The sequence below is a fragment of the Neobacillus mesonae genome (genome assembly GCF_001636315.1).
GTDB classification, from domain to species: Bacteria; Bacillota; Bacilli; order Bacillales; family Cytobacillaceae; genus Neobacillus; species Neobacillus mesonae.
In genome coordinates, this window is the sequence record NZ_KV440949.1 from 1,982,658 (window position 1) to 2,008,052 (window position 25,395).

The 25,395-nt window shown below is 41.3% G+C and carries 18 protein-coding genes; 3 read left to right on the forward strand and 15 right to left on the reverse strand.

Annotated elements, in window-relative coordinates; genetic code table 11:
* The first annotated feature begins 44 nt into the window (after positions 1-44).
* On the forward strand, positions 45-554 hold the full coding sequence (locus A6749_RS09600) for a DoxX family protein (protein ID WP_066388653.1): 510 nt from the start codon (positions 45-47) through the stop codon (positions 552-554).
* Between the two features lie 780 nt (positions 555-1,334).
* Here the strand turns inward: A6749_RS09600 and A6749_RS09605 are convergent.
* The 11 genes from A6749_RS09605 to A6749_RS09655 form a co-directional block, all read right to left on the reverse strand.
* Positions 1,335-1,967: a superoxide dismutase family protein gene (locus A6749_RS09605; RefSeq protein ID WP_066388659.1), complete on the reverse strand. Its 633-nt coding sequence runs from the start codon at positions 1,965-1,967 to the stop codon at positions 1,335-1,337.
* A 219-nt stretch (positions 1,968-2,186) separates the two neighbouring features.
* The gene (locus A6749_RS09610; protein ID WP_066400906.1) at positions 2,187-4,001 is read right to left on the reverse strand and encodes an ABC transporter ATP-binding protein; all 1,815 of its coding nucleotides are present in this window, start codon (positions 3,999-4,001) and stop codon (positions 2,187-2,189) included.
* 9 nt (positions 4,002-4,010) lie between these two features.
* Complete coding sequence (locus A6749_RS09615; protein WP_066388660.1) at positions 4,011-5,765, reverse strand: ABC transporter ATP-binding protein; 1,755 nt, start codon at positions 5,763-5,765, stop codon at positions 4,011-4,013.
* Positions 5,766-6,061: 296 nt separating this feature from the next.
* Positions 6,062-6,955, reverse strand: coding sequence for an ROK family protein (locus A6749_RS09620; protein ID WP_066388662.1), 894 nt, complete (start codon positions 6,953-6,955; stop codon positions 6,062-6,064).
* 27 nt (positions 6,956-6,982) lie between these two features.
* Entirely contained in the window at positions 6,983-7,900 is a 918-nt protein-coding gene (locus A6749_RS09625) for an ROK family protein (RefSeq protein ID WP_236719644.1), read from the reverse strand.
* Positions 7,901-7,993: 93 nt separating this feature from the next.
* Entirely contained in the window at positions 7,994-9,397 is a 1,404-nt protein-coding gene (locus A6749_RS09630) for a glycoside hydrolase family 1 protein (protein WP_066388666.1), read from the reverse strand.
* Between the two features lie 20 nt (positions 9,398-9,417).
* A complete protein-coding gene (locus tag A6749_RS09635) occupies positions 9,418-10,932 on the reverse strand; it encodes a response regulator transcription factor (RefSeq protein WP_066388668.1) in 1,515 nt (504 codons plus the stop codon).
* On the reverse strand, positions 10,925-12,721 hold the full coding sequence (locus A6749_RS09640; protein WP_066388671.1) for a sensor histidine kinase: 1,797 nt from the start codon (positions 12,719-12,721) through the stop codon (positions 10,925-10,927). Before A6749_RS09640 ends, A6749_RS09635 begins: the two co-directional genes overlap by 8 nt.
* A gap of 69 nt (positions 12,722-12,790) precedes the next feature.
* The gene (locus A6749_RS09645; protein WP_066388677.1) at positions 12,791-14,245 is read right to left on the reverse strand and encodes an ABC transporter substrate-binding protein; all 1,455 of its coding nucleotides are present in this window, start codon (positions 14,243-14,245) and stop codon (positions 12,791-12,793) included.
* A gap of 23 nt (positions 14,246-14,268) precedes the next feature.
* Positions 14,269-15,147 (reverse strand): carbohydrate ABC transporter permease, encoded by an 879-nt coding sequence (locus A6749_RS09650; protein WP_236719779.1) that lies wholly within the window; start codon positions 15,145-15,147, stop codon positions 14,269-14,271.
* Between the two features lie 165 nt (positions 15,148-15,312).
* Positions 15,313-16,242 (reverse strand): ABC transporter permease, encoded by a 930-nt coding sequence (locus tag A6749_RS09655; protein ID WP_066388680.1) that lies wholly within the window; start codon positions 16,240-16,242, stop codon positions 15,313-15,315.
* 205 nt (positions 16,243-16,447) lie between these two features.
* On the opposite strand from A6749_RS09655, the gene A6749_RS09660 reads away from it, so the two are divergent.
* Together A6749_RS09660 and A6749_RS09665 are read left to right on the forward strand one after the other, a co-directional pair.
* Positions 16,448-17,179 (forward strand): ThuA domain-containing protein, encoded by a 732-nt coding sequence (locus A6749_RS09660; protein WP_066388681.1) that lies wholly within the window; start codon positions 16,448-16,450, stop codon positions 17,177-17,179.
* Entirely contained in the window at positions 17,176-18,219 is a 1,044-nt protein-coding gene (locus A6749_RS09665; protein ID WP_066388683.1) for a Gfo/Idh/MocA family protein, read from the forward strand. The genes A6749_RS09660 and A6749_RS09665 overlap by 4 nt, the downstream gene beginning before the upstream one ends.
* Before the next feature lie 50 nt (positions 18,220-18,269).
* Here A6749_RS09665 and A6749_RS09670 read toward each other — a convergent pair whose 3' ends face one another.
* The 4 genes from A6749_RS09670 to A6749_RS09685 form a co-directional block, all read right to left on the reverse strand.
* The gene (locus tag A6749_RS09670) at positions 18,270-21,377 is read right to left on the reverse strand and encodes an alpha-mannosidase (protein ID WP_066388685.1); all 3,108 of its coding nucleotides are present in this window, start codon (positions 21,375-21,377) and stop codon (positions 18,270-18,272) included.
* A gap of 114 nt (positions 21,378-21,491) precedes the next feature.
* Entirely contained in the window at positions 21,492-23,375 is a 1,884-nt protein-coding gene (locus A6749_RS09675) for a beta-N-acetylhexosaminidase (protein ID WP_236719645.1), read from the reverse strand.
* Positions 23,376-23,413: 38 nt separating this feature from the next.
* Positions 23,414-24,034 (reverse strand): YesL family protein, encoded by a 621-nt coding sequence (locus A6749_RS09680; RefSeq protein ID WP_066388689.1) that lies wholly within the window; start codon positions 24,032-24,034, stop codon positions 23,414-23,416.
* A gap of 28 nt (positions 24,035-24,062) precedes the next feature.
* The gene (locus A6749_RS09685) at positions 24,063-25,394 is read right to left on the reverse strand and encodes a glycoside hydrolase family 125 protein (protein WP_066388692.1); all 1,332 of its coding nucleotides are present in this window, start codon (positions 25,392-25,394) and stop codon (positions 24,063-24,065) included.
* Between the last annotated feature and the right edge of the window lies 1 nt (position 25,395).

Consider the following 25,395-nt stretch of genomic DNA (forward strand, 5'->3'; position numbering starts at 1 on the left):
TATTGATAATGATAATCGTTATCAATCAAAAGGAGGCTGTAATAATGTTTTTACAAATTTTAAGAGAAAATCGTTTTGCGTCACTGTTACTCGCCGTGCTTCGAATCTATCTTGGTTGTGAGTGGTTATTAGCTGGTTGGGGGAAAATTACCAGTGGAAAATTTGATGCAAGTGGCTTTATGTATGGAGCACTGCAGAAAATGTCTGGAGACCACCCGACTGTTCAAACCTGGTGGGGTGCTTTCTTAAAAGAAGTAGCGATACCATATGTGGATTTCTTTAATGTATTAGTACCTTGGGGTGAGTTTTTAGTTGGTGTCGCCTTAATCCTTGGCGTTTTTACCAATTTTGCTATACTTATGGGGCTTACGATGAATTTTGCTTATATGTTTTCAGGAACTACCAGCACTAATCCCCAGATGGTTCTCCTTGGAATGTTTATTCTGGCAGCTGGATTAAATGCGGGGAAAATCGGGTTAGACCGCTGGATGTATCCCTACTTAACAAATCTATTAGTAAAAAAAGCTAATAAGAATCCCCAAATAGCTGATTAAAATTATTTATTATGATATTTTACATAACAAAAAACTAGTTCTAGCTTTATTTTTGGCTCATCAATTATAAAAAGAACGGGCCGTTTTCCGCTTCTTAATAAGCGTGAAAACCGCCCGTTCATTCAAATTCCGACTATTTCTCCAAATCGAATATCTACATAAACGTTTGTTTAAATTTGCTAGAAGTGCCTCTAAATCAACGTTATAGTTGATCTAGCAAGCAAAAATTTGTCGTTTCATTTCTTAAAGACCCCAGGAAAAAGCACATTATTCCCCAGAAAATGATTTCATTTGATTAAAACCAAAAAATTCTACAAATCTATCTCTATTTCAACATCACTCAAACGTTCGTTTAACATTCGACCCAGTACGTATCCTTATTCATTTTTGCCAATGAATCAGTTAAAAAGATGTCGAAGTTTAAGGTTTTAACCCACCAGTAAAGTTTGTCCACCCAGACAATTAATTTTTAATACAATAGGATTAAACTGTTATTCTATTTTTATACTACAAAAACAGGCACTCTTTACACTCATTTAATACTGTCCTAAAAAGTGGACAATTCCGGAAGTAGTTTTTACAAAGAAAAAAACGACATATCTCATGTGAGGTATGTCGCTTTTTCGCGGAACGGGTGGTCACACCACCTAATTTTTAATAATGACAACCAGGAATTATTCCTTCTATTACAAAAGAGCGCACAGGTCCTTAATACGTTACTTATAGGCGCTTCATGCTTCAGAAATCTAAGATTATGAAGCAGGAGAACCGTCCCATGCATCACTTGCTATCAATCACTCCGCATGCTTGTCTGTCCCCCGCATCCCCAGCTTTCAATGTAGCTTCATCAGGGCCAGGTTTCCCCTCTGTTTTGTAACGGTCAGGGATATTGCCAAAGTTATCGGGATTTGCATGGATAATGACGGCTAATTTGTTTTCTTTTAATTGATCAATCGTCATACGATCGATTCTAGCCGAATATTCAGCACGGCCGTCCTTATTAACATATAGGGAAGGCAAGTCCCCGGCATGCCCGGAGTGCTGTTTTCCATCCGGATTAAAGTGTCCACCTGCGGTTGTGAATACTCCATCCTTAGCATCAGCTTCACAAATCCCTTTTTCATGGATGTGAAAGCCATGGTGCCCCGGCTCCAGACCGTCAATACTGGCGTTTATTTGAACATGGTTGTCATCATCCACTAAAAAGCTGACAGTGCCAATCGTTTTATTATTTACATCTTTAAGCTCTGCTTGTGCCTGCGGTTCCACCTGTCCTTCTTGTTTCTCGCTCTGTTCAGCATTATTTTTCGTCTTTGTATCTTTCTCTCCTTCTGAATTTACATCCCCGCTGCATCCACTCAGCAATATAGCCAAAAACGTGGTTAGCATTAGCTTCGTCCAATAATTTCTCATGTCATTTTTCCTCCATTTCACAAAATGTGCAAATACTTCAAAACACTTGCTATATTGCACATTCTACCAAAATAATACTATTTAGATAGTCAATACATTAAAAATGAGTCTTTAGAATTCAACACGGTAAAAAAGCCCTACGCATGACAAGGGCTGGGACAAAGGGGACAGGCTCCCTGTCCCATTATAAAAGGGACAAGGAGCCTGTCCCCTTGTCCCTCAGGTGAGCATTTTGTATTGTGCTTTGATTAATTCATAGTAAACTCCTTGTTCTGCCATTAACGTGTTGTGGTTTCCTTGTTCAAGGATATTTCCATGGTCGAGGACAATAATTTGATCTGCTTCTCTGATGGTAGATAATCTGTGAGCAATCATTATGGCTGTTCTGTCTTTTAATAACGTTTTTAATGCCTGTTGTATTTTTACTTCCGCTTCCGTATCAATACTTGCCGTTGCTTCATCCAGAATGAGAATTTTCGGGTCAGCCAGCAGTGCCCTTGCGAAGGAAATAAGCTGGCGTTCACCGACAGATAACACATTCCCCCGTTCTTCCACCTCTGTCTGATAGCCATTGGAAAGCCTGTTAATAAAGGAATCTGCCCCAACCGCCTTCGCCGCCGCGATTACCTCTTCATCACTTGCATCAGGTTTCCCAAAACGGATATTTTCCATGATCGTACCTGAAAAAATAAACGTATCCTGCAGCACTACACTTATTTGGGAACGAAGATTTGTGATAGACAGTTCTTGAATGGGATGGCCATCAATCATGATTTGCCCTCCAGTCGCGTCATAAAATCGGCTGACTAAATTCGCAATGGTCGTCTTCCCGGAACCAGTGTGCCCGACTAGCGCAGCGGTCTCGCCAGCTTTGATCGAAAAAGAAACCCCGTTTAACGCTTTTCTTGTGTCATCATAGGAGAACTCCACTTCTTTAAAATCAATTTGTCCTTTAATGGAAGGGAGTACTACTGGTTTGGGAGCCTCTTTTACAATCGGTCTTTCATCTAAAAACTCAAAAATCCGCTCCGAAGACGCCATCCCAACCAAAAGCTGATTATACAGCTGACCTAGCCGGGAAATTGGCTCCCAGAACATCCCTAAATAAAAAGCAAATGAAACAAATTCCCCCATGGTGCATTCACCATTAGCAACCAGCGTCGCGCCATACCAAATGAGAATAGCGGTCCCGACAGCATTCGTCATCTCCACAAACGGACCAAACATCGCATTTTTCTTTACTGTTTGCTTCCAAGTTTGATAATTCTCCTGATTGATCCCTTGGAAAAACTGGCTGTTTTCTTTTTCTTGAGTAAATGTCTGTGTTACTCGAATACCTTGAATGCTTTCATTTAAATGTGAATTCATCTTTGACTGAATTAAACGAACCTGCTGCCAGGACAAGCGGATTTTTTTCCGCAAGCTTGTGGAGATAAAAAACATAATCGGCAATATGACCATAATGGCAATAGTGAGTTTCGCATTTAAAGAAAACAAGATAAAAATGGTTGCAAACAACAGGAGGAAATCTGTAAGCAGATTAATAACCCCGTTTGTAAACAGGTCCTGCAGTGAATTAATATCATTCATAATACGCACCAGAATCGACCCAGCAGAGCGCTGATCAAAGAATCTATGTGATAATGTCTGGACATGGGTAAATAAATGCTTACGTAAATCATAAATGACATTTTGGCCAAGCCTGTTCATCCAGCGAATCCTTAAAGCATTCACTATATATGACAAAACATATAATCCTGAAATAAGGAACACTAGCTGAGTTAATAGAGTTGTATCTTTCTTAATAATGGCCTTATCCAGGGTGTATACCCCAATCAAAATGGGAATGATTAACCGAACTACCGTTGAAACAACTACCGTCAAAAATGAAAGCGGCAGTAAATTCTTTGCATATGGTCTAAGATACTGCAATAAGCGCCACATTTGTTTCCAGTTAAACGGCTTATCTATAACTTGATCCTGAGCGTAATGAAACCGCTCTAGTATCAGTTTTTTCCTGCGAATTTCTTCCATACCTATCACCTACCTTACCGCCTTTTGCGCGATTGTCTCAAAATCCTTGTATTGAATGTTATAAATTCTTCGATATGGCCCGTTGCTTGCGAGAAGCTGTTCATGTGTTCCACGTTCTATAATTCTTCCATGATCCAATACGATAATTTCATCGGCATGCTGCAGCGAAGAAATTCGATGGGCAATAATAAACGTGGTTCTCCCTTTCATAACATCTTGAAGGGCTTTTTGAATCTGAAACTCGGTTTCCATGTCTACAGCACTTGTTGCATCATCCAATATGAGAATGGCCGGGTTCGTACAAATGGCACGCGCAATGGCAATTCGCTGCTTTTGTCCTCCGGAAAGCCCCATTCCCCTTTCCCCTAGCATCGTGTCATACCCGTCAGGCAGTTCCATAATGAAATCATGGGCATCGGCACGTTTAGCGGCATCGATAATTTCATCCATCGTCGCCTCCGGATTTCCGTAAGCAATATTTGCTTTCACCGTTGAAGAAAAGAGAAATGTCTCCTGCAGGACAACCCCAATCTGCGAACGGAGCTTGTGTAGACCATATTCCTTAATAAACCGCCCATCAATGAGAATATCTCCTCCCGTCGGTTCGTAAAAGCGCGACAGAAGCTGAATGACACTAGTCTTACCGGATCCCGTAGCCCCAATCAATCCTATTGTTGAACCTGCAGGTGCATCGAAGCTGATATCTCTTAAAGCAGCTATTTCTTCTTTAGCGTATTTGAATGTCACATGTCGAAAGGTTACATGCCCATCCAGCCTGCCGCTATCCCTTACGTTCTCCTCATCAAATATGGTTTCATCTGCCTCCAAAATCTCTAACAGCCGCTCACCGGAAGCCTTTGCCTGGGAAAACATATTAATGGTGAAACCAAGATTCATAATCGGCCACAAAATGTACCATATCAAACTATAAAAAGCGACCAGCTCACCCGGTTTCACGCTGCCTTGGATGGCCTGAAATCCTCCGACCGCCAACAAGACGACAACAGATATATTTCCAATCAACTCCATCAGAGGGAAGTACTTCGACCAAACAGAAGCAGTGTAAAGCTGTTTTGTCCGGTAGTCTTGATTAGACTGATTAAATCGCTTAATCTCCACTTCTTCTTTGGATAGCGCTTTAACAGTATGAATGCCGCTAATATTTTCTTGAACCTTTGTATTTAAGCGGCCGAACGACTCACGAATACCTCGAAAAGCCGGATGTACATCCTTATCAAACTTATAGACCGCAACCCCGATAAAAGGAAGGACGGCAATCGTGACTACTGTTAGTGAAACGGAATAATAGAGCATTACACACAGACTGGCGACGACTTGAATAACAAAGCGAAGAACTTCTGCAAAACCAAATGACACAAAAATACGAAACCCTTCGACATCTGCGGTTAAACGTGACATTAAATCGCCCGTTTTCGCATTATCATAATAGCTGAAAGGCAGCCGCTGCAGTTTTTCATATAGGGCATTTCGCAAACTGTACACCGACTTAACGCCGAACAAATCTGCCAAATAATGCTGGATAAAAGCTGACAATCCTTTAACTGCCATTACCGTGAAAAATCCTAATGAAATCCAAGGTACCCATTCATATTGACCGCCAAGCACTACATCATCTATGGTCAGTTGTAAAATGACTGGATAAATAACTGTAATACCTGCCATGATCATTAGAAAAATCGTTGACCATATGAAGTTCCGTTTATAAGGAAGATAAAACGACTTCAATTTTTTAAAGACGGACATTTTTTCCTCCTTTTAGATAAATATTTTTGCATGCTTTAATCATATAAATTAGGACATAAAAATATTTCTAAAATTTTCTAAAATATTAAGTAACACGAATTTTTTAAAAACTAATTCCAGACTTATAAAAACACATCTGTTTTTTAGACAGAAACAGGCTGAATTCACAATGAACACAGCCTATTCCTACTTTTATCACATGAAGCTGATTGTCTTCATTCCTAAATGCCGCTTAACCACCACATATTCTAGTCTTCTAAAATAACTGCCGTCCGGTCACTGATATACCCTTAAAACTATTTATCCCGACGGGACAAGGAGCCTGTCCCCTTGTCCCTTAAGGCTTGATGTGCAAGTAAAAGTGAGCCGGTTATTCCAGCATTGTCACCTAGGCCGGGACTAACTATATATTCCGTTAGGTTAGGCAGCGTAACATATCCAGAAATAAACTCCTGCAAGTACTTATTAATAGAGGAGAATACTTGTTTCTGATTCATCACGCCGCCGCCAAGAATAATTCTTTTTGGCGATAGAATTAAAATATATTGCATCAATGCTTGGGCAATATAGTATCCTTCTAAATCCCATACTTCCATTCGGTCCACTAAATTGATCCCTTTTTCACCCCATCGTTCTTCAATTGCAGGACCAGCAGCAAGACCTTCTAAGCAGTCACCATGATATGGGCATTTTCCCTGATACTCATCATCCGGATGACGTCTTACAAGAATATGGCCCATTTCAGGATGGGACAATCCTTGAAGCAGCCGTCCTTGAACCACTGCGCCTGCCCCAATTCCCGTACCAACCGTAATGTACAAGCAGCTGTCCAGACCTTTAGCCGCACCGTGGACGGCCTCTCCCAATGCCGCCGCATTGACATCGGTATTGAAACCGATCGGTACCGGAAACGCATCCTTCATAGCTTGGACAAACGGAAAATGACGCCATGCTAATTTGGGTGTAGAGGTAATCATTCCATATGTTTCACTTTCAGGATTTACATCAACCGGACCAAATGAACCGATACCAATCGCATCCAGTTCATATTTTTTAAAAAAGGCTATGACCTCTGCCATCGTTTCCTCCGGCACAGTTGTTGGGATCTTGACTCGATCGATAATCGTGCCAGACTCGTCCCCGACGGCACAAACGAATTTTGTTCCTCCAGCTTCAATCGCACCATACATTTTGACTTCCTCCAAATCTTTAGTAAGTTACTTCTTGCGTACTGCTTGTAAGAAATGAAACAAAGCGCCTAGTAAATTTGCATCGTTATCAAATTGACAGGCTTCAACCTCTATGTGAAGCGTTGAAATATCATCCTTTAATAATGACAATTCGCGGTTGATTCCTTCAATGACCTCCCGGCGTTTACTAATCCCACCGCCGATGAGGATTTTTTCCGGATCTAAAGCATATTGCAAATTATAAATTCCAATAGCCAGCCTTTTGTAAAATTGGGCAATCACACTTTGAGCAATCGGATCCCCTGCCTCCGCCAGACGAAATACCGCTTCGCCGTCTAACGAACCCTGTGCCATTGATCTTTCCCTTTCAACCTCCCTGACAAGGGCATTTGTAGAGGCAGATAGACTCCAAGTGGATTGAAGCGGATCCTTACCCTTATCGTGCGCCCCGCCCATAATCATGTACCCAAACTCGCCGCCATGGAGCGATGCACCGCGTAAAACAGATTGATTGATAACAATACTGCCGCCAATCCCTGTCCCAATGACAATACAAATGTAGTAGTCTACTTCCTTTGCAGCCCCTAACCAGCCTTCTGCCAAAGCAGCGCAATTGGCATCATTTTCAATCGAAATCAGAAGGCCCGTCCGCTCCCTTAGAAGATCAGTCATAGACTCTCCTCCATGTAGATAGGGAATCGCACTTGCACCGCCAATTATTCCTGTTTTCACATCGACAGCACCTGGGGAGCTCAAAGCAATTCCTTGGAGTTCATAGGTATCTTTATATTCTTCTACAATATCGCAAATAGTTTGTAGAAAAGTCTCTAATCCATCCTTAGGTGTTGGAATCTTCCCACTTTTTAGCTTGTTCGCTTCTTCGTCCATTACTGCAAATTTTATATAGGTGCCGCCAATATCAAATACCATATAAGTTCTCATCATCGGAATCCCCTGCATTAAAAATTTTAGAAGGGACGGAGGGACAGGTCCCGCGTCCCAGAACAAAGGGGACAAGGAGCCTGTCCCTCTGTCCCGTTAAAAACCGTTGTTCTCAGACAGCTGTTTATACCATCTGCCTGATTTTTTAATGGTTCTGTTTAAATTATTTTTTAGATCTACTTCGACTAATCCATAGCGGTTCTTATAGGAATTCGCCCATGACCAGTTATCCATAAAAGTCCAGAGATGATAGCCTAGGCAATTAGCTCCCTCTTGGAGACCTTTATGCACCCATTTCAGATGTTCCTGAATAAATTCAATCCGGTAATCATCCTCAATAAATCCTTCTGTATTCCGGAATTTTTCTTCTCCTTCTACACCCATTCCATTTTCAGAGATAAAGAACGGGATATTGCCATAATGATCACGAATATCCATCATAATGTCATAGATGACTTCCTCACAAATTTCCCAGCCGCGGTGCGGATTGATTTTCCGGCCCGGCATAATATATGGGTCAAAAAGATGTTCCGGTATAAACGGAGCTCCGGCAGGCACCGGCTCTTCCTTTGCTTTGACACGACGTGGCTGGTAGTAGTTCACTCCTAAAATATCAATTGGATTGTTGCGGATGACCTCTAAATCCCCAGACTCCACTGCTGGAAGCAGCTCTCTTTCTTTTAAAATCTCGACTAGGTCCTTTGGATATTCACCTTTTGTTACCGGGTCTAGGAAGCTGCGGTTAAAGAATAAATCAGCTATATGGGCTGCCTTGACATCCTCTGGCTCCTGACTTCTTGGATAGGATGGCGTTAAGTTCAGGATAATACCGATCTTTCCATCTATATTTAATTTTTTGAAGACCTCTACCGCTTTTGCATGGGCAACAATGGTATTGTGGGCCACCTGCGCCCCGCGCTTAAAATCTACTACTTTAGGATAATGTAAATTATATAAATAACCGGCCTCAACAGGGACAATCGGTTCATTAAAGGTGAACCAATATTTCACCCGATCGCCAAATAATCGAAAACAGGTTTCTGCAAATTTTACATAGGCATCGATAACTTCCCGGCTTTCCCAGCCGCCTTTTTCCTGCATACACATCGGCATATCGAAATGATAGAGATTCATAAATGGTTCAATATCATTGGCAATCAGTTCGTCAATCACACTATTGTAAAAATCAACTGCCTTCGGATTTACTCCCCCGAAACCATCAGGAATTAACCGCGACCATTGAGTTGAGGTTCGGAATGAATTATGGCCCGTTTCCTTCATTAACTGGATATCTTGTTTATAGCGATGATAGAAATCAGAGGTATGCTCCGGTCCTACCTCATTATGAAAGCTCCCTGGCTCAATGCTGTACCAATAGTCATAGATGTTTGGCTTTTTTCCATCACTATCTGCGGCACCTTCTGTCTGCGGACCAGATGCTGCACTTCCCCACCAAAAGTCTTTTGGAAATTGATAGTTTTCACGTGAGATTTTGTCCATAATTATCACCGTCTCTTTTGTTAAATTTTCCGCCACTCGCTTGGTGTGGTTCCAACCGTTTTCTTGAATTGTTTATAGAAGTAAGTCGTATCGGAATAGCCAACCTTCTTTCCAATTTCCCCTGCTCGATAATGAGTAGTTTTCAACAATTCCTTCGCCTTTTCCAATCGGTAGCGATTTATGTATTCCGAGAAGACAACCCCTACTTCCTTTTGAAATAATTGCCCAAGATAGATGGCGTTGACATGGAACTGCTGGCCCAGCGTTTTTAAGGATAATCCTTGATCATAGTGGGCATGGATAAACTGAAGAACATTTTGCACAATCGGGCTCCGCATATGAACTTGATTAGTAATAGAAAGAATTATTTCATAACAATATTCCCGTAAAATCGCTTTCATCAGCTCGATATCCGAGCTATAAACGATTCTTTCAATTGCTGCCGTATAATGAGAAAGATCGTCCGGCTGGATGGAAAAGTGAATATAAGACATTAAATCGAATGTATATTTTTTAGCCACTTGCGGGGAAATAAATTTCGATTCCTTTTTTAAACAATCAAAAAATAAATCAATCATTTGTAATGCTTCTTCATCCGCATGTAATAGCAGCTTCACTATATTTTCTTTAAATTCCTGCTGTCTCTTTAACTCTTCCTGTCTGTCAATTGTAGACCCGTCTGATATCAGCATGTTTGGCTCTAAATAGAATTGCAGCAAGCTATAATCCCTTGCAGTGTTAAAGCTTTCCTCTAATAGCTCAATCGACTTAACCGTTTTTCCCATAGATAAATAGAATAGCCCCGTCCCCAGCTGTTCTTCACAAAGCTGTTTCACTAAACCTTGGTTCCATGTCACTAAATCTGCTTCACATGGTCCGCCAAAGATAATAATTAATTCCTGGTTTGGACTATAAAGACATGTAGCGGAATATTGCGCTTCAATAAGGTCTCGAATATTCTTTTTAATCTCCGTCTTTTGATAGTGTTCAAAATTTAAAATCGACACATTATAAAAGGATTGATCGAATTGGACATTGTATAATGATATTCGTTCGAGACAATCGTTTTTATCAATTTCCCCCGTAAGAAAACGCCAAAGCGTATTATCCAATAGGGTTGCCTCTTCCTCTGCCGGTCCAGCTTCCGTGGAAACAGGTGCAGCACTTAGTTTCCGGCCGACATTTTGGATTGTTGTCAATAATTCTTCTTCATCCACAGGCTTTACCAAATAGTTCTCAATCCCTAATAGCAGCCCTTGTTTAATAAACTCAAACTCTTGATAACCCGTTAAGATAATACTCTTAATCTTAGGCTGAATTTCCTTTGCCTCTTTGATTAAATCCAATCCAGTCATTTCACCCATTAATATATCAGTAATCAGGAGGTCAATTGGATGCTCCTTAAGATAACGAAGGGCTTCTTCCCCGCTTTCTGCTGTATAGGCAATTTCAAACCCATAATCTTCCCAATCTATCAGCGCCATTAGTCCTAATGTTATGAGCGATTCATCATCAGCCAGCAATACCTTATACATGGTTAATCCCCTGCACTGGAATGGTTAGTGTGACAATCGTACCTTGATTTGTGATGCTTTTTAGTGAAATCCCAAACTGGTTTCCATATTTAATTTTTAAACGTTGGTGAATATTTCTTAACCCGATAGATTTCATTTCATCGCCCTCTTCACGATTGATATGATGAGTAATGTTGGATAGTTCCTCTTCAGTCATCCCTTTACCATTGTCTTCTACTTGTATCTCAATTTTGTCTCCAAGGTTTACAGCACGAATGGATAGCTCATTATCATTCCGATCCTTCTTAAAACCATGAACAAAATAATTTTCAATAATAGGCTGCAAAATTAATTTTTGCACGGTTGTTTGTTCTACATCGCTAGGAATATCCATGTGCACTTGGAGTTTATTTGGATATTTAAACTGCATCAATTTTAAATATTGATTCACATACTCGATTTCGGTATACAGCGGTACCATGTCTTTAGACTCTAACGAGTAGCGAAATAGCTTAGCTAAATGAAAAATCATTTTACTAGAAGTCTTAGAGCCCTCTACGACTGCTACCATCCGGATTGCTTCAAGCGTATTAAATAAAAAATGGGGATCTATCTGCGCTTGAAGTGCTTTTAATTCTGCCTGCTGCTGCTTCATATTAAGCAGGTAAAACTGTTCTATATAATTATTCAATTCTGTTAACATCGAATTCATATTGACTGCAATCTTTGATAATTCATCCTCATGCTTGGATTCGGGAATCCGTGCATCTAGGTTCCCTTTTTCTACCTGGCGAATAATAGAAACAATATTATTAATTCGCCGTGAATAATTGATCGTAAAGGAATAAGAGATTAAAATCGCAATAAAAATGAGGAAAATAATAACGCCCCACATCGTTCCCCTTATAATCGATAACTTTTGCCATCCTTTGTCCGGGATGACACTTACATACGTATAATCTCCCTTGTTCGCAATGGTGTTAATATAATAATTTTCATGTTTCAACTGTAATTTTGTCTCATTTGTTTCCTGTTTTATTTGATTAATGATGTCCAAAGGAATACCCTTATTAAGTGAATAAACAATCGTGCCATTCGTATCAATCAAAAAGAAGGATGCTTGAGCCCCCTCATGCTTTTTTAACATTTTATCTAAACGATCGGTTGAATAATAAAACGAGATCTCACCAATCTTTTTCAGTGTGACCGGGTTGTTAATTTCAATCCTTTTGGTAATCGTGTTTCTTAATATCCGCCCTTTAGGCAGGACATTTCCACTGAGGTTCGGTATTCCTTGCGAAAGATACGGATCTGAATTTGTCCCATGGTCAACAATGCTTTTATTCCAGCGTATATTGTTATTAACTAACAAATACTCTATTGAGGGATTCTCCAATGAACGTAAACTAATTGCATTTAGATCGCTATCCTGGCTGAAATAGCCATTAAAATACGTGTCGATATTATTTGGTGTAAAAGATTTGTCCTTTGAAAATTTATCTAAGCGATATTCTAAATATTTTTCATAGCCATTATGAAGGGCAAAGGAAATATCATCAATCATATCCCCTTTAAGATAAAGGTCTCTGATCGCCCTGCTAATATCGGAATCTTTTGCAGAAAAGTAATCCTCCACTCTCTCAAGTGTTCTGGTATTGATATTGACTTCCTTTTGAATAATAATATCCGAATAATAGTTGGTGATTGTAACAATCAAAACAATAACAGTCACAATGATGGTGATAGAAGATGTTAAGAATAATTTATTAAATATTTTTTGGGTAAAGCGACCTTTTCTTCTTAGTTCCATTTCGATATCCTCGGGTTAGGCTGAAATAAAATCAAGCTGGAATATCCCCCCCAGCTTGATTTTTACTGCTTATTTTTGCGTGCTTTTCCATTCATCGTATTGCTTTTGAATTTCTTTTAATACTTTATCAAGACCAGCTTCTTTTAACTTCTTATTGTATTTTGGCAAATATACTTCAGGGTCAACAGAACCTGTTGCCAATGCTGGATAGAATTCTTTAGAAATATTTGTAATCGATGCAAGTTCTGATCTTACCGGATCACTGTTAAAGTGGAATCCAAGTGTTGGTGCTTGTGTTGCAGATTCATTAAACTCTTTGAATTTGTCCCATTTATCTTTTGGATCATTCTTATATAGGTATAGGACAAAGTGGTTTCCTAAAGAATAAGTTGGTACATTGTAACGATCGATACGTGCTGGAAGATCTTCAATTGTGCCATCTTCATTCTTCTTATAGTGTACCCCTTCAATCCCCTTGTCTACAAGGTTACGAAGGTATGAATCTGTGTTAAGCAGTGTTAAGAATTCCATTGCTTTTTTAGGATTCTTTGAAGTTGCTGAAATAGCCTGAATCGATCCGGAAACAGAATCGTTAATGGTTACAGGGTTTTCAGCTGGTACTGAAACAACATCATATTTAGCGGAACGTGACCATAGTAAATCAGCATATGGCTGGGAATCACCCATGCGGACAAACCAGTTTTCTACATCCATTGGCCAGCTGTCTTTACTTGTTGCAGCATCTTCTTTAAGGTATCCTGCTTTGTAATAATCATGCATTGTTTTATAGGTTGACATCGCTAAATCGGTTTCAAATGGGTTAACAACATGATCTCTGTCACCCTCAAATGGGATGGCAAAAGGCATTTCATTATTAAAGATGTAATCAAATGGAAGATATGCTTTAAATGTTGCCATAGGCGTAATGCCAGGTTCATTTTCTTTAATCGTTTTCAACATTGGTTCAAGATCTTCCAACGATTTTACTTTTGTCAGATCGAAGTGATATTTATCCACAAGGCGTTTATTGAATGTATAAACAGATTGTCTAGCAGCTTCTTTATTAGTAGGAACACCATAAATTTTGCCGTCAACCTTAATTCCTTCTAAAAGGGCTGGATCGACCACATTCTTAAGGTCTTTACCTTCTTTATTTAACATATCATCGATTGCCAGGAAAGCACCTTTTTGTGAATTTTGAACATAATCAGTACCATTCGTAAAGATAATATCAAATGGTTCTCCTGAATTGATCATAACTTGGGATTTTTGTGCCCAATCGCCCCAGTCAATTTGAGTCATTTTGACAGTAGCATTGATTTTCTTCTTCAAATACTTATTAACTTCGGCAAATACTTTGTCTGTATCCTTTTGCGGAGTTCCGATGGTATACCATTTAATTTCATATGGCTGACCATCTTTCCCGCCTTTATCCGAAGTAGAACTGTCTTTACTGGTACAAGCAGCAAGAATGGTTCCAATGGATAAAACTAATGCGAGTAAAAGTCCTAACTTTTTCTTCATCCTTTTTCTCCCCTATTCTTTTTTTATTCTTTAACGCCGCCAATAGTCAGTCCGCTAATAAAATACTTTTGAAAGAACGGATAAGAGACTGCTATCGGTAAAGTGGCGATAACGACCATAGCCATTTTGGCTGATTCTTGTGGAATGGTATCAAATATGCTTTGGTTCATGATAGCGACATCCATATTTTGCCTCATAAATTCAAGATTTGCCTCAATTTTCATTAATAATGATTGAAGCGGCACGAGATTTGGGTCATTAATATAAAGCAATGCCGTAAACCAATCATTCCAATAACCTAGTGTACTGAACAACGCAATTGTTGCAATCCCTGGTAATGAAAGCGGGAATATAATCTGGAAAAAAATTCTCCATTCACTTGCTCCATCTATTCTAGCTGATTCCAAAATCGATTCAGATACTGATTTTAGGAAGAACGTTCTCATAATAATGATATAAAAGGCATTCATAGAAAGCGGTAAAATTAACGCCCAAATCGTATCCTTCAAATGCAGGAATTGGGTTACTACAATATAAGTAGGAACTAATCCGCCGCTGAACAGCATCGTAAAGAAGGCTAGGAATGTGAAGAATCTGCGATACTTAAATTGCGGTCTTGAAATCGCATAAGCATAAAAGGTAATCATCAATACACTGATAACGGTACCAACAATCGTAACAAAAATCGTGACACCGTAAGAGCGGAATAATTGCTCCTTCATACTCCACAGATAGTGGTATGCGTCCATACTCCAATCCTTCGGAACCAATTGAAATCCATTCCTTACAATACTTTCTTCACTTGTAAAAGAAATGATAATGACATAGATAAAAGGAAAAATACACGCGAATGCTAGAATACCTAGCAATACACTAATAATCGTATTTACGACCGGATGCATAGCTTGAGGGTCGCGATACTTTTTCCTTATCTTCCCGAGGTTCGTCCCACCCCCTTTCATTTCCTCCAATGACGTTGAAACAGCGACCGATGATTGGGACCGTTCTAGTTTTGGCATACAGTTAGCCGCCGGGCGACTTTTCCTCCCTTCGCGAAGAAATGAACATTAAAACAATGCACTTTCCTCATCCACTTTTCTTACAATGTAGTTGGTAATCATAACAAGCGCAAATCCGACTGCCGACTGATAAAGACCTGCCGCTGTACTCATACCAATATCCCCTAGGTTCATAAGACCGCGGTATACAAATGTATCAATTACATTTGTAACTGAATAAAGCGCCCCCGAATCTCTTGGTACCTGATAAAATAATCCAAAGTCTGAATTGAAAATCCTGCCGATATTCATGATGGTTAAGATAATCATTAATGGCTTCAGCATTGGTAAGGTGACATGCTTAATCTGTTTCCATTTCGACGCACCATCAATCATCGCTGCCTCATAATACGTTCGATCAATCCCGACGATGGATGCCAAATACACGATACTTCCATATCCTACACCTTTCCAAAGGCTCATAAACACTAAGATAAATGGCCAATACTTAGATTCGCTATACCATGAAATCGAGTCGACATGGAACCAGCCAAGAACATGATTTAACAGGCCATGATCTGTACTTAAGAAGGTGAAGACAAAGTAACTCCCGATAACCCATGAAATAAAATGGGGAAAAAGAATGGAAGTCTGATAGATTTTCGATAACCTCTTATTCACAAGTTCACTAAGCAGTATAGCTGTTGCCACCGCCGCAATTAGCCCTACCACAATAAAGATAACATTGTATACAAGAGTATTTCTGGTAATAATCCACGCATCATTTGTACTAAATAAATATTTAAAGTTATCCCAGCCGACCCATTCGCTATTTATAACGCTGGCAAAGAAGCCATCTGGATCAATCCGAAACTTTTTAAATGCCAATACTTGTCCGAACATCGGCAAATAGGAGAATAATAGAAGCCAAATCGTTCCAGGTAAAACCATAAGCAGCCATATTCTGTTTTTATATAAATCACTTGCTATTCTTTTCATGCTTTTCCTCCTCTCACTTGATGTAAGCACTTCCATACATTCATTTTATAAGGAATAGAGACCCATTTATAGTTGACTAATTTAGGATTAACTGCAAAAATCTTAGAAATCGCTTTATTCTACTTTTATTTATCCATAGAAAAGATATTATGGGACGGAGGGACAGGTCCCTTGTCCCAATGATTGCGGTGAAAGGAGTAGATCAATGGTGAAAGTGACTGTATGGAATGAAAACCGCCACGAACAGCAAAACCAAATTGTAAGCGGTTTATATCCAAATGGTATTCATGGCATCATTTCGGAATTTCTTCAGGTCGAGGGCTTTGATGTAAGAACAGCTACACTCGATGAGCCAGAGCACGGCCTGACAGATGAGGTCCTCATAAATACTGATGTCTTAATTTGGTGGGGGCATCTTGCCCATGATGAGGTGCAGGACGAGATTGTGGAAAAGGTAAAGCAGCGGGTTCTTGAGGGAATGGGACTAATTGTGCTTCACTCTGGTCACTTTTCAAAAATTTTCAAGTCTTTAATGGGAACAAGCTGTGATCTAAAATGGCGGGAGGCTGGGGAAAAAGAGCGCCTTTGGATCGTTAATCCGGGGCATCCGATTACAGCGGGAATCCCCGAATATCTCGAGCTTGAACAAGAAGAGATGTACGGCGAGCATTTTGATATTCCCCAACCGGAGGAATTGATCTTTATCAGCTGGTTTGAAGGCGGAGAAGTGTTTCGCAGCGGCTGTACCTACACACGCGGGAATGGAAAGGTATTTTATTTCCGTCCAGGGCATGAAACCTATCCGACCTATCACAACAAACAAATTCAGCGCGTCATCATTAATGCCGTCAAGTGGGCAGCTCCTGCGCACTGCCAGAGACCTATTTATGGATATTCAAATCCATTGGAGCCATTAAAAGGAGGAACAACAAAATGAAGAAAGTAAGAGTTGGTGTGATTGGCTGCGGCGGCATCGCCCAGAATCGCCACCTGCCTGAGTATAATATTCATCAAAATGTAGAGATAACGGCTGTTTGCGATATTCATGAGGATCGTGCGCGAAAGATTGCGGATAATTATGGCGCTTCAGCTTTTACTAGTTTTGAAGAGTTAATCAACAGCGGGCTGGTGGACGCAGTTAGTGTCTGTACATCCAATGACCTGCATGCACCTGTCTCCATTGCCGCATTAGAAGCGGGTCTACATGTCCTTTGTGAGAAACCAATGGCAACCTCCAAACAAGCTGCAGAAGAGATGATTGCCGTAGCAGAGCGAAGCGGAAAAAAATTGATGATTGCCCATAACCAGCGTTTTATCCCATCCCATCAAAAGGCACGCAGGCTGATTGAAAGCGTTGAAATCGGGAGAATTTATAGTTTCCGAACAACATTTGGTCACGGCGGGCCGGAACTTGGGAATGCAGAAGGGAAAAACAGCTGGTTCTTCCAAAAAGAAAGGGCATTTGTCGGCGCCATGGGTGATCTTGGTGTTCATAAATCAGATTTACTACGTTATTTGCTCGGTGAAGAGATCGTGGAAGTCGGCTCGTTCGTGGAAACAAGTGCGAAGGATTTTGCTAACGTGGACGACAATGCGGTTTGTATCTTGAAAACCGAAAGCGGTATCATCGGAACACTTGCTGCCAGCTGGACATATGCAGGCGGGGAAAATAACTCGACGATTATCTACGGGGAAAAGGCGATCCTTCGTTTAGAGGATGACCCCATTCACTCTTTGATTGTTCAATATGCCACGGGTGAAGTCGTTAAACATGATTTCCGAGGTATGCAATCAAACAATTCACATGTTATTGAACAATTTGTAGAATCCATTCAGCTAGATTTGGAGCCCCCTATCTCCGGACATGAAGGACTGAAATCACTTCAGGTAATACTAGCCGCACTGGAGTCAAGCAGAACTGGACAAATTGTGAAGGTAGGGACGGAGGGACAGGTCCCTTGTCCCAATTATCAATAATTTTAATGGGTATTAAAAAGGGACAGGGTGCCTGTCCCCCTGTCCCACCATTACATAATTCTAATCGTCTTAATTTCATAAGGTTTGATTTCCAGCTCAATTGGTGTTGTAGATTGTGCTGCAATTGGTTCTTCCATCAAATTCGTTTCGACCCATGATGTAATGTCTTTCCGGATGTTCAACGATAGCTTGCCTCTGCGTCCCTCATATTCATGTACTCGGACGATAATCCCGTTACCATCGTAAGCTGGCTTAATGGCATCAACCCAAACATGGTCTGAATCGGTTTCAAGGAAGGATTCCTCCTTCGTCCATTTCCCTTCAACAGCAAGAAGCGGCTCATTCAAATCCCAAGCCTTTTCCACTGTTTTTGCTTCCCGCCAATCGCCTAAATGTGGATAAAGCGAATAAGTAAAGGAATGCTGCCCCTGATCAGCTTGCGGATCCGGATGGATAGCCGATTTTAATAAGGTTAATCGCATCACGTTTTCCTTGATGTCATACCCATATTTCGAATCATTCAGCAAACTAACCCCATAATCTGGTTCTGACAGGTCGGCCCACTGGTGTCCGACTGTTTCAAACTTCGCCATATCCCAGCTTGTGTTCCAGTGTGTCGGACGCTTCACATTACCGAATTGAATATCATAGGTAGCCTCTGTTGCACGAATATCCACAGGGAACGACGCTTTCAGCAATTTCCGCTTCTCATGCCAATCAACATTGGTTTCAAAATCAATCCGGCGGTCATTATTATAGAAGACCATTCGCTGAGAAATTTCCGAATGATGATATTTCCACGTAACAAGAATACTAAAGGAAAGCTCGCCATTTTCCACCACTTCAAATGTCGCGATATCACGGATCTCTTCCATTTTTTCTTGATAGAAAAGATCAATATCCCAGGCATCATGGGCAAGCGGTTTGTCTTCAAAAATTTGCAGGACATTGCCGTTCCCGCCTTCCGCTAAAACCGGGCGCTGTGCTTCCTTATCATAAATCTTCGTCAGCTGGCCGAACTCATTCCATTCAACAAGATAATACGGAGTTTCTAACTTTCGATCATGATAAATGAAATTCGATGATACCGGAGCTGCTTCAGCAGGCTTAAAATATAAGGTTACGGCACCGAAAGATGGGAGGCTCTCTACTTCAACAAGCCAGCCATTCTCACGTTTTTGATGGTTTAACGCATGTCCCTTGCTGTCTTTCCAAACCCCTGCCGCGAAATTAGCAAACTGAGAAACGAACACATTTCTTCTGCCTTTTTGATGAGTAGAATTGAAAACAACGACAGAACGGTCAGCCGCATCAATTCCGTTTTGCACAATCTCCTTCTCCACCTGCTGGACAATTTGGAGTGCTTCCGCGTATTCTTCCCTCGCATCTTCATATACTTCATGAATCGAAGAGCCGGGAATAATATCATGGAATTGGTTTCGTAAAATAATCTTCCAGCCATCTTTTAGCTCAGCATCGCCAATCCATGCGCCATTCTCAGACAGCCATGAGGAAAGGAATTCCGCACGACGATATAAAAGCTCAAGCTGGCGGTTCATTTTTTTCATAAACGCTTGGCTCGTGTAAGTACCGCGGTGATATTCCAGGTATAGCTCACCGTCCCATTTATGGATATAGCCCGTTGACTTCTCCACATTTTCATGCAGTTTTTCAAAAAATTCACCTGCAGTGGACGTTTTCACATTCGGCATGCCTGGCATTTGATCGAATCTACGGCGCATTTCAAGCATATGGCGATTAACGCCGCCGCCGCCGTCACCATACCCATAAGAAAGCAGCAGGTCTTTGGATAAATCCTTATCGCGATAGCCGTCCCAAGCACCTTTTACGGTCTTCGCGGTAATGTAGCCGTTATACGTATAGAACCAAGAATCCGGACCATTCCATGGTTCTGGTGTGGTGATAAAGTGTGTTAAAATCTCTGAGCCGTCAATACCCTTCCAATAAAAGGTATCATGCGGCATCCGGTTATATTGGTTCCAGCTGATCTTTGTGGTCATCATCGTGTTGATGCCCGATTTTTTCAATATCTGCGGCAGTGCCCAGCTGTAGCCGAAAACATCTGGCAGCCAGAGATATTGGCAATCCACGTCAAACTCTTCCTTGAAAAAGTTCTTCCCATGAAGGATTTGCCGGACAAGCGACTCACCACTTGGGATATTACAGTCAGCTTCCAGCCACATCGCACCGCCTGCTTCCCACTGACCTTCTGCAATTTTCGCTTTCATTTGTTCGTAAATGTCCGGATAGTCGGCTTTGATATAATCATACAGCTGCGGCTGTGTTTGCAGGAATAGATATTCCGGGAACTGCTTCATTAAATGTAAAACGGTTGAGAAGGAACGGGCTGATTTCTCCCTTGTATTCCTTAAGCGCCACAGCCAGGCAACATCAATATGAGTGTGACCAACCGTATGAATCGTAATATCTGATGTTTTCTCGACAGCCTGCAACGCTTTTGTTAAGCTCTCTTCTGCTTCATAACACGAATCGTAAAATTCAGCGCTTCCAGGTTCCGTCCAATTGATTTGCAGTAAGGTGTCCTCCATCATTTTCTTTAAAATGGAGTAATTGGAATCAGCTTCATTTGTTTCCTTTAACACTTCATATGCAGCTAAAAGTGTATAGTATAGGTTATCGACGCGGGTATCAAGCCAGCCGATTTTCGCCGTCTCTAGTTTAAATTCATTTTCAACGGGAACGCCCCCGCCCTCAAGTCCAGACCAAAGTCTGAAATCCAAACGAATCGGTCCTTCGGCAGTCTCCTTATCAAAGAGAACCTCCTCATGGTTGGAATCGACGCCTTGGTATGGCTTGCCGTTGACAAATAATAACGATTCAAAGCCGGAGTTATTTCCGCCGCCAGTTTTCCCAAACGAGAACAGCCCTACGACCTGCTGACCGTTATTTGGCAAGTGGCCATCCACTTCCGCATGCAGCCATAGGTAGCGGTCGCGGCCCTTCCAATAGTCGCCGATTTTCATGGTGCTCGCTCCATCATATTCAGCCGGAGGATAGGCACCAACCTTCCCCTCATCCTCATGTGTCAGAAATTGCTCAATCGCGATACAATCGCGATACCGATACCCTTCTAACTCATTAATACGCGCTTCAAACTTTCTTTCGGTCAAAAACATATTTTCACCCCTAAGTGTGTTAATTGGGACAGGGGGACAGGTTTACTGTCCCAGCCGGCAGGACCGGAACATGACCGGGACTTGACTGGGACAAGGAGCCTGTCCCCTTGTCCCTTATAATGAAAAGTTGCCGGCAGTGACGATTCGATGATAGATGTTTCCGCCTATTAAGCCGTCTACAATTTCCCATGGGCCGTCATGGTGTAACCTTTTTTCTTCTAACTCTTCTATACTTGCGATTCTTCCTTCCAGCCACTCATTGATGCGATATTTGACGGAATCGATTCTAGTGATCACGCCGCCATAACGAATATCAATGACTTCCCAGCCAAATGGTTTATAGGCTGCAAACCAAATGTCACGGTGCTTTTTACGAAGCTCGTCCACATTGGTTTGAATCCAATCAAGCTTACCCATAAATGCCCTTATTTGCTCAACGTCTTTTTGATCATAAGCTTCCTTTAGCTGAAGGCCAGCTTCTGCCTTCACACTTAAAACCCTTGCAAGCTGCTCATAAAAACCAAATAGATTTTCCCATTTCGGATTATGAAGCTTAGCTTTTTCAATCTCAGGGACTAGCTTTCTATAATGCTCTCCCAATTCCAGTCCGCGTATATTCTCATCATATAAACCTAGTAAAATATCTTGATATAACGTCACCTTTGAAGTCATGGAGGTATTCATATTATCTTCCATGACACCTGGTGTTTCATCCAAATGCTTTAAAATCATAAAGTCATCAAAGTGTCCCTCACAGCAAAATTCAAAGCGCTCAGCCACTTGTTCAGACGAAACTTTCCCGTGATACGTATGTTCAGCGAACAATTGAAGGATTGGATCAGCTGTGGAGAACGGCGTTTCAGCCCCATTATCTCCCCAAAGAGTAACAAAGACTTCGTTGATCCCTTCCTTTTTACAGGCAGCCATTGCCGCCTCAGTGGTCGCGACCGCTTTGCCATAGTTCGGAACCATTCCATTCCACGTCCATGCCCCGCCGGCAAAAATCGGCATCCGCCCAAGCTCCTTATGATGTTGGAAATCCTTTTCATAGACTTCCTGCTCTTTGCGGTAATAATTCCAGTACACAAGCTCCACATCCGGAATGCCGGCAAGAATATCCTCGCGAATCCCGCCATTTTCATCACGATATTTACTGTCTTGTGAAAATAACGGAAAATACATATCGCTCCAAATCATTGGTTTATAGCCATATTTTTCGGTAATCGCCACAACCTTTTGCAGGTGGCGGTTCATAATTTCGATATGATTCTCGTACCCGTGTTTTTCTAAATATTTCCCAAGTCCCAGCTGAAACGTTTCATCCATTCCAATATGAATACGCTTCGTCTGAAACGCTTCAGAAGCTGCTCTGATACAATTTTCCAAGAATTCATAGGTCTTAGGCTCATCGACCAACAGAATATCATCTGTATCTTTAAAGCCTGCAGCATAGTTCCACTTAAGCGCTTCTCGCAAATGCCCCAATGTTTGAATACAAGGAATCATTTCAATCCCCAATGTGCTGGCATACTCGTCACATGCCCTTAACTCCTCTGCCGTATATCTTCCCCGCATATATCCGAAATAAGGATGTTCCTTTACTTCGTACGTATCTTCGGTATATAGCATTAAACTGTCTAATCCCATGACAGCCATTCTTCGCAGCAGTTTTTCGATATCTGCAACAGTCGGGACGGCATTTCTTGACGCATCAAGCATGACACCGCTCATGCTAAACTGCGGAACCTCTGATACAGCGAATTCCATATTTTTTTGATAATTTTCAACCCATAACCCTAAAGCCCGGAAAAAATGGATCGGTTTTTCAAATGTAATTTCCCCTTGGCCATTTTGATTGGCAGCCTTTAATGGTCCTTTTTCATTTTTTATTAAAATGGGGTGGCCATCTGTGGAAAGTTCAATATTTAAATGCTCGGATATAATCCTTAGACCCACTTCTACCGAAGATAAATCTCCCTTGATATACAGTTTCAACATAACTCCTCCTGTAGTTCTCATTTCGGCAGCCATTATTATTATTGCTGCTGTGCTCGTCTTTCTAAAGCGGTAAAGCGGCTGAGACAGACTCTCATCATCCATAGTGCTGGTGCAACCGCAGAAATAAACGCTGTAAGGCCTGGATACTGATTAATTGCATAGCCAATCACTGTAAGGCCAATCACAATCAATACCGTGGACGGCAGGCTGGTAAGCGCAAACAAAAATGCCTGTTTGATATATCCCTTATTTGACAGTTCATAATGAGCATAGATGGCAAAGAAGTAGCCCACCGATAGTAATAGAACAAATACGAGAATGTATAAGAAAATATATAGTAAATTAGCCAAAAAACCTGTCATGACTTGGTCTACAATCCGGAGATCAATAAACAGGAAAAGGCCGATGCCATAAAAAACAAGGCCAATGGCATTGGTTCTTTTCCATTCTTTAAAATAAGTGTCCTTAAACGTTTTTAAGACGGGGATATCTGTATCTTTTCTCAGCCATTTCCGGACAATAGTAAACAGGGCAGCTGACGCAGGGAAAAAGCCCAAAACCCCTAATCCTAGAATCGTAAAAGCAAACCAGCACCAATTGACTAATATGGCTTTCCAGATCCATTCACAAACGACAATCATCCATGGTACTTTTTTCATTGCGTCATCCCCTCAAAACCAAAATTTCTTAAGCTTCCGTACTGTTGTTTTTCATTAATTGCTGATAAAGCGGACTGCCCTTTACGGCTTTCCCTGTTAAACTTAAGACAAATTCACTAAACATCGTGTTCGCCCACGCAAACCAATCTCTTGTGAACTCTTCAGGGCAATCGGCATCAAAGCCTTCGTGCATATAACCGGTTCCGCCATCTGTGTTTTTAAAATAAGCTAAAATTTGCTGTTTCTCCGCTTCATCTGTGGTCGTCATTCCTTGGATCGCCAGCGCAATGTGCCAAATGTAATGATCAGGAGTATGCGGGCTTCCGATACCATTGGCATATTTTCCTTCGTAGTAATAAGGATTATCCCTGCTTAACAGAAATTGACGTGTATTGGTATATGTTGCATCTCCATATGGAAGGTATCCTAAATACGGTGCAGCCAAAAGACTTGGAACATTCGCATCGTCCATTAAATTGATGCGGCCCTCTCCGTCTGTTTCATAGACATACATATCACCGTGAATCGGATGATCGAATTTTGCAAATTGCTCAATCCCTTTTTGGATTTCGTCTCGAAGCTTCTGACACTCTTCTTTTAATGATGCATTGTTCAACACTTGTTCGCTCATTTCCGCTGCATAGCCTAACACAACCACTGCAAACATATTAGCTGGTACAAGGTATCCGTAAGTGCAGGCGTCATCACTCGGGCGGAAGGCGCTCCATGTCATCCCGGTTGGGACAACACGCCCTCCTTTTCCGTCGCGGATTAATGTATCCGATTGCCGGCAATCCGAACGCTCAAAGCGGTAAGGAGAATGGGTCTCATGATCCTGCTCTGTTCTCCACACCCGAAGAATCGTTTCAATCGTCTCCTGGAACGTTTCTTCGATAAAGGCCGTCCGTCCTGTTGACTTCCAAAATAGGTACGCTAGCTGGATCGGATAGCATAAGGAATCAATTTCATATTTACGTTCCCAAATATGTGGTGTCATCTCTGTCCGGTCCGTTTGGTGCCCTTTTCCATTGGCACTTGCATTGAAGGCATTCGCGTACGGATCGTGCAGGATAAAATCAAACTGCTGGCGAATCACGCCTTCGAGTAAATCTGCCATTTCCGCGTCCTCTTCAGCCGCCAGTAAATATGGCCGTACCTGTGCAGCTGAATCCCTAAGCCACATGGCTGGGATATCGCCGGTAATCACAAATGTTTTTCCATCTTCCTGCTTTTTCAAGGTCGTTGTATACGTATTAACAAAGCATTGCTCAAACATTTGCTGCAATTTTTCATCCTCAGGAAAGAACTCCTTCACATGATGAATCAGCTTTTGCATTGATTCGGGAATCATAACCGTCATT